This is a genomic window from Pseudoxanthomonas sp. LjRoot204_2 (genome assembly GCF_056175765.1).
This window is the reverse complement of sequence record NZ_JBGFFG010000057.1, coordinates 1-11668: the sequence shown is the minus strand read 5'-3', so window position 1 is coordinate 11668 and position 11668 is coordinate 1. Positions and strand designations below refer to the sequence as shown.

The 11668-nt window shown below is 62.7% G+C and carries 5 protein-coding genes; all 5 read left to right on the top strand.

Annotated elements, in window-relative coordinates:
• Positions 1-2: 2 nt before the first annotated feature.
• Complete coding sequence (locus tag AC04L7_RS04575) at positions 3-2219, top strand: glycoside hydrolase family 3 N-terminal domain-containing protein (protein ID WP_475512595.1); 2217 nt, start codon at positions 3-5, stop codon at positions 2217-2219.
• A gap of 182 nt (positions 2220-2401) precedes the next feature.
• Positions 2402-3430 carry a LacI family DNA-binding transcriptional regulator gene (locus AC04L7_RS04570; RefSeq protein ID WP_475512594.1) on the top strand — a complete coding sequence of 343 codons (1029 nt, stop codon included), beginning with the start codon at positions 2402-2404 and terminating at the stop codon, positions 3428-3430.
• A gap of 96 nt (positions 3431-3526) precedes the next feature.
• A complete protein-coding gene (locus AC04L7_RS04565) occupies positions 3527-6574 on the top strand; it encodes a TonB-dependent receptor (protein ID WP_435999047.1) in 3048 nt (1015 codons plus the stop codon).
• 66 nt (positions 6575-6640) lie between these two features.
• Positions 6641-8164: a tryptophan halogenase family protein gene (locus tag AC04L7_RS04560; RefSeq protein ID WP_475512593.1), complete on the top strand. Its 1524-nt coding sequence runs from the start codon at positions 6641-6643 to the stop codon at positions 8162-8164.
• A 487-nt stretch (positions 8165-8651) separates the two neighbouring features.
• Positions 8652-11654, top strand: coding sequence for a TonB-dependent receptor (locus AC04L7_RS04555; RefSeq protein WP_475512592.1), 3003 nt, complete (start codon positions 8652-8654; stop codon positions 11652-11654).
• Positions 11655-11668 lie beyond the last annotated feature (14 nt).

The window sequence follows — 11668 nt, the reverse complement described above, 5'->3', positions numbered from 1 at the left end:
GGATGTTCGCCGCGCTCTTGTCGGCGCCCGCCGTTGCGACGCCTCCGGTCTATGCCACGCCCGAAGAGAAGGCGTTCGTCGACGCCCTGCTGGCGAAGATGACGGTGGAGGAAAAGCTGGGCCAGCTGAACCAGCCGCCAGGCGTCGGCAACAACACGGGCCCGGCGGCCATGGCCGGCAACGAGGACCAGATCCGGCGTGGCGAGATCGGCTCGTACCTCGGAACCCAAGGCGCGGCGTTGACCTGCCGCCTGCAGAAGATCGCCGTCGAAGAGTCCCGGCTCGGCATTCCGCTGCTGTTCGGTTACGACGTCATCCACGGCCACCGCACCGTGTTCCCGGTGCCACTGGGCGAATCGGCCAGCTTCGACCCCGCGGAAGTGCAGCATGCCGCCCGCGTCGCCGCGATCGAAGCGTCGGCGCATGGCATCCACTGGACCTATGCGCCGATGGTCGACATCTCGCGCGATCCGCGCTGGGGCCGGGTGGTCGAGGGCGCAGGCGAGGACCCTTACCTGGGTTCGGTGCTGGCGGCCGCGCGTGTGCGCGGTTTCCAGGGCGACGACCTGCGCAAGCCGGATGCGGTGCTCGCCACCGCCAAGCATTTCGTCGCCTATGGCGCGGCCGAGGCGGGGCGCGACTACAACGTCGCCGACATTTCCGAGCGCACGCTCCACGAGCTCTACCTGCCGCCGTTCAAGGCTGCCGTGGATGCAGGTGCGCAATCGATCATGGCGGCCTTCAACGAGATAGCCGGCGTCCCGATGCACGCGCACCGGCCGCTGATCGAGGACCTGCTGCRCAAGGAGTGGGGCTGGGATGGGCTGCTGGTCAGCGACTACACCGGTGTGATGGAGCTGATGCCGCACGGCATCGCCGCGGACCGCAAGCAGGCCGGCGCGCTGGGCTTGCGGGCCGGCGTGGATGTCGACATGGTCAGCCAGATCTACGTGAAGGATCTTCCCGCCGAAGTTAAGGCGGGCAGGGTGCCGATGGCGCAACTGGATGCATCCGTGCGTCGCGTGCTCAACGCGAAGTACCGGCTGGGCCTGTTCGACGATCCCTACCGCTCCTGCACGCCGGATGGTGCCCACGAGCGCGCGATGACGCTGACCCCTGCGCATCGCGCCGATGCGCGCCGGATGGCGCAGAAGTCGCTGGTGCTGCTGGAAAACGACAACGACGTGCTGCCGCTGTCCAAGTCCGTGCGCACGCTGGCGGTGATCGGGCCGCTGGCCGATCACCGCCGCGCGATGCTGGGCAACTGGGCGGTGGCGGGCAAGGAAGAAGATGCCGTCACGCCGCTGGAAGGCCTGAAGGCCACGCTCGGCAATGGCACCCGCATCACCGTGGCGAAGGGCGCCGAGATCGATGGCCAGGATACGTCCGGCTTCGCCGAAGCGGTGGCGGCGGCGCAGAATGCCGACGCGGTGGTGATGTTCCTCGGCGAACATCCGGACATGAGCGCCGAGGCGAACAACCGCACGACGCTGGACCTGCCGGGTGTCCAGGAGCAGCTCGCCCTGGCGGTGGCAGCGACCGGCAAACCGGTGGTGGTGGTGCTGTTGAACGGCAGGCCGCTGTCGATCGGTCGCCTGAAGGGCAAGGTGCCGGCCATCCTCGAAGCCTGGTTCCCGGGCGTGGAGGGCGGCCATGCGATTACCGACGTGCTGTTCGGCGACGTCAATCCGTCCGCCAAGCTGYCGGTGACGTTCCCGCACAACGTCGGTCAGGTGCCGATCTACTACGCGCACAAGAACACCGGCCGTCCGCCGCGCGAGGAAGAGAAGTACACCAGCAAGTACCTCGACGTCCCGTGGACGCCCCTCTACGCGTTCGGCCATGGCCTCAGCTATACGACGTTCCGCTACGACGCGCCCAGCGTGGCATCGCCGACGCTGAAGCTCGGCGATCTGCGGCAACGCGTCAGCGTGCGCGTCAGCAACACCGGCAAGCGCGCAGGTGAAGAGGTGGTGCAGCTCTACGTGCGCGACGACGTTGCCAGCATCACCCGTCCGGTGAAGCAGCTGCGGGGTTTCCAGCGGGTGGCATTGGCGCCGGGCGAGTCGAAGGTTGTCACGTTCGAGCTCGGCTTCGAGGATCTGGCGATGTACGACGATCGCATGCAGCGGGTGGTGGAACCCGGCACGTTCACGGTCTTCGTCGGTGGCAGTTCCGATCGCACGCGCGATGCCGCATTCGAGGTCGTGCCGAAGTAAAAGTGGGAATTGCAGCAGCGGATCATGCTGCAATGCAAAATGTTCCCGGTCGCTCGGAGGTTCATTCAAGTGCATGAATTTCCGAGGGTTTGCGTGTCGAATAACGCGGGCTTTACACGTTTCCGTGAAAACGGTTACAGTCCGCGCCACTTGCAGCAGTCATCACCGCGGAGGGGCGGGGAATGGCGCGAACCTCGGTCACCATCAAGGACGTCGCACGTGAGGCGCGGGTTTCCGTCGCCACCGTGTCGCGTGCGTTGAATGGCCACGAGAATGTCGCCGAGTCCGTCCGCCAGCAGGTGCTCGCCACCGCCGACCGCCTCCGCTACCAGCCACACGCCGCTGCGCGCAGCCTGAGCAGCCGGCGCACGCAGACCATTGGCGTGGTCCTGCCCGATCTGTACGGTGAGTTCTTCTCGGAACTGGTACGCGGCATCGACCAGGTCGCCCGCGCGCGTCGCCAACATCTGCTGGTCTCCAGTTACCACGGTCACCCGGAAGAGCAGGGCGAGGCGCTGCGTGCGATGCGGGGCCGCGTCGACGGATTGCTGGTGCTGTCCCCGTACAGCGACCGTCMTGGCTTCCTCGTCGACAACCTGCCGTCCTCCCTGCCGGTCGTGCTGATCAATACCGACGTGCAGGATGCGTCCTATCCTGCATTGACCATCGACAACTACGGCGCTGCCGTGGCAATGGTGGAACACCTGGCGAACGCCGGGCACCGCCGCATCGCCTTCATCGGTGGCCCCGAGGGCAACTTCGATGCGCGCGAACGCCTGCGCGGTTACCGCGATGCCATGGCGCGTTTCGTGCCGGGGACGCCACCGCAGGAATTCGCCGGCGACTTCAGTGAGTCTTCGGGCTATGAGGCCGGCAAGCGCATGGCGCAGTCGGCGGACCGGCCGCAGGCCGTCTTCGCCGCCAACGACATGACGGCACTGGGCTGCCTGTACGCTTTCAACGAGGCCGGCGTGCGCGTCCCGCAGGATGTGGCGCTGGCCGGTTTCGACGACATTCCGCTGGCGCGTTTCGTTCACCCGACCTTGACCACGATGCGCGTCAGTATCGCGGAGCTGGGTGGACAGGCGATGAGCCGCCTGCTGGATGCGATCGATTCCGACGGCGCGCGCGTCGCGCCGTCCGCCATGCTGATTCCAGAACTGATCGTCCGGGCTTCGAGTGTGGGAGAGGGCCGCCACGCAAAGACTTAGGTAGAGACAGGACCGCTTTTTTTTGGGCGGGGATGTAATCGATTACAAGCGGCATCAAGCCGATATGCACCACATCAATCTTTGGAGGGAGAGCCAATGAAACAGCGCAACCGGAACATGTTCCAACCCAAGCGCAAACTGCTGACGTGCGCACTGGCCAGCGTGCTGGTCGTGGCGAGCGGCCACGCGATCGCGCAGTCGTCCAACGCCACGCTGCGCGGCAAGGCTGACGCTGGCGCGCAGGTCACGGCGGTCAACACTGCTACTGGCAGCAAGCGTCAGGTGACAGCTACCGCCGACGGCAGCTACGCGTTGGTAGGGTTGCCGCCGGGTACCTATAAGGTTTCCTCGGGTGGCACCGAACGCACGGTGACCCTGCAGGTCGCGACGTCGGTGAGCCTGGATCTTGCCGGCGCTGCGCCTGCGGCACCCACTGGTGATGCCACTACGCTGGACACCGTGCGGGTTTCCGCACCGCCGCTCCAAGAGGTCAAAACCTCTGAAGTCGGCACCAACGTGTCGCTCAAGCAGATCAACACCGTCCCGCAGCTCACGCGCAACTTCCTTGAGTTCGCCGATACCGTGCCGGGCATGCAGTTCACCACTTCGCAGAGCAATGGCCAGTCGCAACTGCGCGGCGGTGCTCAAAAGACCAGCGCGATCAATGTCTATATCGATGGCGTTGGTCAGAAGAATTATGTGATGACCGGTGGCGTGTCGGGCCAAGACCAGAGTGCGGGCAATCCGTTTCCGCAACTGGCGATCGGCGAGTACAAGGTCGTGACCTCCAACTACAAGGCGGAGTTCGATCAGGTGGGCTCAGCCGCCGTCATCGCCCAGACCAAGTCGGGTACCAATGAGTTCAAGGGTGAGGTGTTCACGCGTTACACGAATACCTCAATGCGCCAGCGGACCGTCGGCGAAGAGGCTGCTGGTACCGAGAAGGACAAGACCAAGCAGAACGAATACGGTTTCGCGCTGGGTGGCCCGATCATCCAGGACAAGATGCATTTCTTCTTCAGTTACGAAGCCAAGGACTTCGTGTTGAACGTCGATCCGGTGGCGGTGCCTTCGAACCGGGGCAGTTATCAGGATTTCCTGCCGGATCGCATCCGTGCGCAGTACGGGCCCACGACGTCGCCGTTCGCAGAGGATCTCTACTTCGCAAAGATCAGTTGGGATGTCGGTGACAACGACCGCCTTGAGCTTTCCGCCAAGTATCGCGATGAAGAGGCTGTCAGCGGTAATGGCGGCACCACGACGGACAGCGCTGCAAAGGTCAATTTCAATACCGAGAAGCGATACGACCTGCGCTGGATGCACTATGGAGACTCGTACCTCAACGAAGCGCGCGTGACGTATGAGGATGCGCTGTTCAACCCCGCTGCTTACATTATTGGCAACCAGTCAGTCTTCACGCGCGGGCTGCGCGAGAGCGAGGTGCTGATTACCAGTGACTCGACCAGCGCGCTGTCGATCCAACGTAAAGGCCAGAAGGGCCCTGCGTTCCAGAACGACTTGACGTTCAACTCGTTCGAGTGGATGGGCGACCATGTTGTCAAAATGGGTGTGAAGTACAAGTCGGTCGAATTGACGCAGAGCGAGAACTCCGCCATCAATCCGACCTTCCGTTACGCGGTCAACGACGGGTCGGAGACGCCGAGCGCGTACCTGCCGATCGGCACGAACACGATTCCTTATCAAGTGAACTTCAACGCTCCGTTCGAAGGGGCCTCGCCGATCGTCACTACCAAGGCGAAACAGTATGGGCTCTATATCCAGGATGACTGGGATGTCACAGATCGCCTGCAGCTGAACCTTGGCTTGCGTTGGGACTACGAGGAAATTCCGTCCTACTTGGATTTCCAGACGCCCCAGGAGGTTGTCGATGCACTGTATGGTCCTGGTACGGGTAGCAACTCGGGCGGCGTCTACGCGGACCAGCTGCGCGCCGGCGGCGTCAACATCGAGGACTACATCAGTACCGGCAACAACCGTAAGGCAGACAAAAACAACTGGGCGCCCCGTCTGGGCTTCTCGTACGATCTGACCGGCGACGAACGCTGGGTGCTGTTTGGCGGTGCGGGGCGTAGCTACGACCGCAACCTGTACGACTACATGGGTCTTGAGCAGGTTAAGTCGGCACTTTCGACGTACCGGATCAACTTCGTCGAGAGCTCGGGTTGCGCGCCCATATCTGCTACTTGCGTCAACTGGGATCCGCGGTACCTCAATGGCATGGATGAGCTCTATTCGCTGGTCGACGCGCGCAACCGCAATGGCGAGATCGACCTGATGAACAACGATTTGGTCACGCCGTATTCCGACCAATACTCGTTGGGCATCCGTGGCACGATCGGCGAATGGAACACGTCGGCGACGGTGGCATATGTTCATAGCAAGGAAGGATTTGTTTTCACCCTGGGCAACCGCTACCCGAATGGCAACTTCTACGATGCGCCGTCCTGGAACGCCAACGATATCGCCCAGCCGTGGGAGCACTCGCCGCCCGGCTTCGGCTCACTCATCCTTGGCGACAACGGCATCGAGACAAAGACGACGCAATTGCTGCTGTCGGCAGATAAGCCGTACACCGAAGAGTCGGGCTGGGGCTTCACTGCTGCGTATACGTTCTCGCGTGCAAAGGGCAATCGTGGTGGCGACGAACATTATTCTTTCGACGCAGCCACCATTGAGGACTATCCCTTCATCGATCTGAAGGCGGTTTCGCGGCATCGCTTGGTGATGACCGGTATCTACGATCTGCCATGGGGCATCACTGCATCCGCCAAGGTCACACTGGCTACGCCGCCGCCAGGTAATCTCGTCGTGGGTTGGTGGGAGTACGGTTCCGCGACGCCCGTGCCGCCGTTGATCGTGTCGGTTGATACTCCCGGCACGCTCGGCACCAAGCAGCTTGACCTTTCGCTGTCCAAGCGCTTCGATATCGCAGAGGACATGACGTTCGAGGTCCGCGCCGACATGATCAACGTAACTAACGCGGCGAACTACAGCACATACCGTACCGCCTTTGGTACCGGTGGCGTTTACGATCCCGAAACGAGCGTGGTCAGTTCCGGGCTCGGCGTCACGAGCTACACGCCGCCGCGTACGCTGTTCGTTAGTGCACGTCTGACCTGGTAACAGGACGGCGTCATCGGTCATGTTCGGGACCCGCGCAAGCGGGTCCCGTCATATGGGGGAGGGGAGATGGACGGGAATGCGATTCGCGAGGTCGTCGTGGTGGGCGGTGGCTCCGYCGGCTGGATGGCGGCGTCGGCACTGGTCCGGCATCTGGACAGAAGCTGCAAGGTGCGGCTGGTGGAGTCGGACGAGATCGGCATCGTCGGCGTCGGCGAAGCGACCGTGCCGCACATCCGAACGTTCAACGCGCAGGCACTCGGGCTGGATGAGGCCGAGTTCGTGCGTGCCACGCAGGGCACCTTCAAGCTCGGCATCGAGTTCCGCGACTGGGCGCGCGTCGGCGACCGCTATATGCACGGCTTCGGAACGGTCGGCCACGATCCCGGCCCCGCCGCTTTCCATCACTACTGGCTGCGCCTGCTGCTGGCAGGCAAGGACGTGGGCGATATCGGCTCCTATCAGTTGCAGACGCTCGCGTCGCGCGAAGACCGGTTCCTGCCCGGCGCCAACGACGTACCGCCGACGTCGCCGCTCGCCAACGTCGCGTATGCCTATCACTTCGATGCGACGCTGTACGCCCGCTACCTTCGCGCATTCGCCGAACGCTTGGGTGTCGAGCGGGTGGAAGGAAAGGTGGTCGACGTGGAACGGGTGCCGGAAACGGGATTCGTGAGCGCTGTGGTAATGGAAGACGGTCGCCGCGTCACCGGCGACCTCTTCATCGATTGCTCCGGCTTCCGCGGGCTGTTGATCGAACAGGCGCTCCAGACCGGTTACGAGGACTGGAGCCACTGGCTGCCCTGCGACCGTGCGGTCGCCGTTCCCTGCGACCGCGTCGGCGATCCCACGCCTTACACGCGATCCACCGCGCGTACCGCCGGCTGGCAATGGCGAATTCCGTTGCAGCACCGCACCGGCAACGGCATGGTCTACTGCAGCGATTTCATGAGCGAAGACGAGGCGATCGGAACGCTGCTGGGCAACCTCGACGGAAAGCCGCAGGCAGAGCCGCGGCCCCTGCGCTTCGTCACCGGCAAGCGGAAGCAGTTCTGGAACCGCAATGTCGTCGCCATCGGATTGGCCAGCGGGTTCATGGAGCCGCTGGAATCCACCAGCCTGCTGCTTATCCAGACCGGCATCCTGCGCCTGCTGGACATGTTCCCGCATCGCGACATGGATCCGGGGCTGGTGGCGCGCTACAACGCGCGTACCCACTTCGAATACGACCATATCCGCGACTTCCTGATACTGCATTACAAGGCCGTCGAACGCGACGAGCCTTTCTGGCGGCGATGCCGGGACATGCCGATTCCCGATACGTTGCAGGCGAACCTGGACCTGTTCCGCGCTACCGGGCGCTTCTACCGTGACGGCGAGGAATTCTTCGCGCTGCAGAGCTGGGTGCAGGTGATGTTGGGGCAGCGGATCGTGCCGCATGCGTATTCGCCCCTTGTGGATCGCATGCCGGAGGAGGATGTGGTTCGGTTGGTGGCCAGTGTCCGCGAGACGCTCCAGCGATGCGTGCAGGCCATGCCCAAGCATCAGGCCTTCATCGACCGTCATTGCCGGGCCCCTGCGACGGTGTCGTGAGGGCGGGCGTGGGGCGAGTGCTGGGAGCTGGACACGCCACGAATCTACGTTGCGATGCAGCAGAAAACGGCTGGAATTTTCCCTTTTTGTCCGCGGCCTGCAAGGCGCGAAGGGGATCGCAAGAACGCTTTTGCCACCCCTGCTGAAAACGGTTACATTGCCTACAGTGAAGGTCAGCCGTGGAGGGCGGACATGACGCACGGGTGGCTCACCTGCGAGGCGCGCAAAGGGTGGCAGGTCATGACGCGACGTCCTGCCTGGTCATTGAGCCGTCAACGCATGGCCCATCCCGTGGATTTTCTCTGGCACGCGACAACGCCACGAAGCGGCATGCCTGCGGGCGTGTCCGGCACATCCATCAGACGGACGGGCGCGGGGAGCGTCACGGTACACGGCAGCGATGCCGCTTTTTTGGTGCGAAAGATGTAATCGATTACACGCGGCATGAGTGTCGCAAACGTTGTACCCATCCTGGAGGGGAGACCGCATGAAGCATCACGGCCGCAACACGTTCCAACTCAATCGCAAACTGTTGTCCTGCGCACTGGCGAGTTGCCTGGCGATGGCGGCACCCCATGCGCTTGCGCAGTCGACGTCCGCCACGCTGCGAGGCGCGGTTGCCAGCGATGCCACCGTCACCGTGATCAACGTGGATACCGGTCTCACCCGCAGTGCGAAGGCGACCAATGGCAGCTACAACATCGGTGGTTTGCCGCCCGGTGCGTACCGCATCGAGGTGACGGCCGGCGGGCAGACCAGCAGCCGTGCGGTGACGTTGGCGGTCGGCCAGACGGCAACCTTGAATCTTGAGGGATCCGCCGCCCAGGCGCCCGCCGGCRACGCCACCACGCTCGATACGGTTCGCGTGACCGCGCCGATGCTGGTGGAGACAAAGACGTCGGAAGTCGCGACCTACGTGTCCAACAAGCAGATCGAACTGCTGCCGCAGAATTCGCGCAATTTCCTCGCGTTTGCGGACACCGTGCCGGGCATGCTCTTCACCACGCCGCCGAGCGGGCAGGAGAGCCAACTTCGCAGTGGCGCGCAAGGCGCCAGCAACATCAATGTCTACATCGACGGCGTGGGCCAGAAGAACTACGTCACCCCGGGTGGCATCACCGGACAGGACGACAGTGAAGGCAATCCGTTCCCGCAACTCGCCATCGGCGAGTACAAGGTCATCACGTCGAACTACAAGGCCGAGTACGACCAGATCAGCAGTGCGGCGGTCACTGCCGTTACGAAGTCAGGCACCAACGAGTTCAGTGGAAGTTTCTTCTGGGATCGCACCAGCGAGAAATGGCAAAGTCCGACGCCCCAAGAGAAGCGTTTGGGGGCCGAAGCCATCGAGCGTGTGGAGCAGTATGGGCTTTCGGTCGGTGGCCCCCTGATTCGCGACAAGCTGCATTTCTTCGTTACTTACGAGGCGAAGGACATCCTCCGCCCTGCGCTCATGCTGCTGCCCACGGACGCTGCCGGCGCCAACCTGCCGTCGCAGATCCTTGCGCCGTACGACAATCTCTACAGCCGTCCCTTCAACCAGGATACCTACTTCGGAAAGTTGAGCTGGCAGGCAAGCGACAATCACCTGGTGGAGTTCTCGGCACGCCGGCGCGACGAAGTCGGTGTTTCGGGCATCGGTGGCGTCAACCTGCCCGAGGCCGGTACCGGCCTGGTCAACGATGAGACGCGTTACGACCTTCGATCGGTCTACTCGGCCGAGCGCTGGATGAATGACGCGCACATCACCTTCGAGGAATCGTCCTACAACCCCTCTCCGTTGGTGAATGCGCCCAGCAGCCGTTACACCATCGTCAATCCGCGTAATCCGAGCCAATTGGACCTGGTCGTGCTGAATGCCGGCGGCGGACCCAATTTCCAGGACAAAGGCCAGAAAGGCTGGTCGCTGCAGAATGACTTCACGTTCTACGGGTGGGAGGGACACACCCTCAAGGCCGGCATCAAGTACAAGCGGGTCGACCTGACGGCGTTCCAGCAGTTCCCGCCCTATCCGCGCTACTGGTACGACGTCAACGAAAGCCTGACGCAGCCATACCGCATCGAGTTCACGACAGCGCGTCTCGGTCGTGACCCGTTCGTGGAGTCCGCCAACAAGCAGTTCGGCATCTACTTCCAGGACGACTGGGCCGTCACTGACAAGCTGACACTCAACCTTGGCGTGCGCTGGGACTACGAAGAAATCCCGAGTTACACCGACTATCGCCTTGATCCCCGCATCGCCACCGCGTTGCGTGGCTGGACCAACATCCGCGATACCGACTACGACATCGAGGATTACATCAGCGATGGCAGCAATCGCAAGGACTTCAAGGGGGCCATCCAGCCACGCCTGGGCTTCTCCTATGACCTGACCGGCGATCAGCGTCATGTGATCTTCGGTGGTGCAGGCCGCGCGTACGACCGCAATCTGTTCGACTACATGGCGCGCGAATACTACGGCGGTGCGTTCACCACTTACAGCATCCGTTTCCCGACGCCACTGCATCCCTGTGCCGCCAGCGCAAGTTGCATTCCTTTCAATAGCGCGTTGCTGACTCAGGCAGGCCTGGACGCCTACAGCGCCGCCAATCCGACGGCGGGCGGCGAGGTCAATCTGCTCAATAACGATCTCAAGACCCCGTATTCCGACCAGTTCAGCCTGGGCATGCGCAACATCGTCTCGCTGTGGGGCCTCGACTGGAACACGTCGGTCACGCTCTCCCATATACGCAGTCGCGACGGCATTTACTCCCATTTGGGCAACAGGCGTCCGAATGGAACGTTCCATGAGTTCGAGGCGCTGGGCCAGACATGGGGCGGGGCGCCGTTCGGCTTCGCCATCCCCGGTTACGGCAGTCTGATCCTCGGAGACAACGGCTTCGAGTACAACCTGAATTCGCTGCTGCTCTCCATCGACAAGCCGTATACGGCGGAATCGCCGTGGGGCTTCAATGCGGCATATACCTACAGCGATGCGGAAGAGAATCGCCCGAACGCATCGACTGGCGAGACTTATCTCTTCGACTACGCTTTCGCGAATGACCAGATGTACACCTCGACCGGCGTGCCGAAGCATCGCCTTGTCCTGAGTGGCATCTACTCGCCGGGCTGGGATGTCGTGTTCAGCGGCAAACTGGTGCTGGCAACACCGATTCCGAAATCCGGTACGAACTGCCTGAATTCGCTGCCTGCGCCTGCAGCCAATTATCTGTGCTTCTACGATCCGTATACGCCCAATGGCACCATCGGCTTCAAGCAGTTCGACTTTGCAGCCGAGAAGCGGTGGCATACCGGCACGGACCTGAGCTTCAAGGTCCGGGTCGATCTGATCAACGCGTTCAACTGGAGGAACTGGAATCAGTACGACGGCGCGTACGGTACGGGCAACGGTGGGCGCGGCCCGGTCAATCCGAACCTGGGTAACCGCACGGGCATCGAGATTTTCGAACCCACCCGCACCTTCAAGCTCTCCTTCGGCTTCGACTGGTAATACCCACCCGCCCT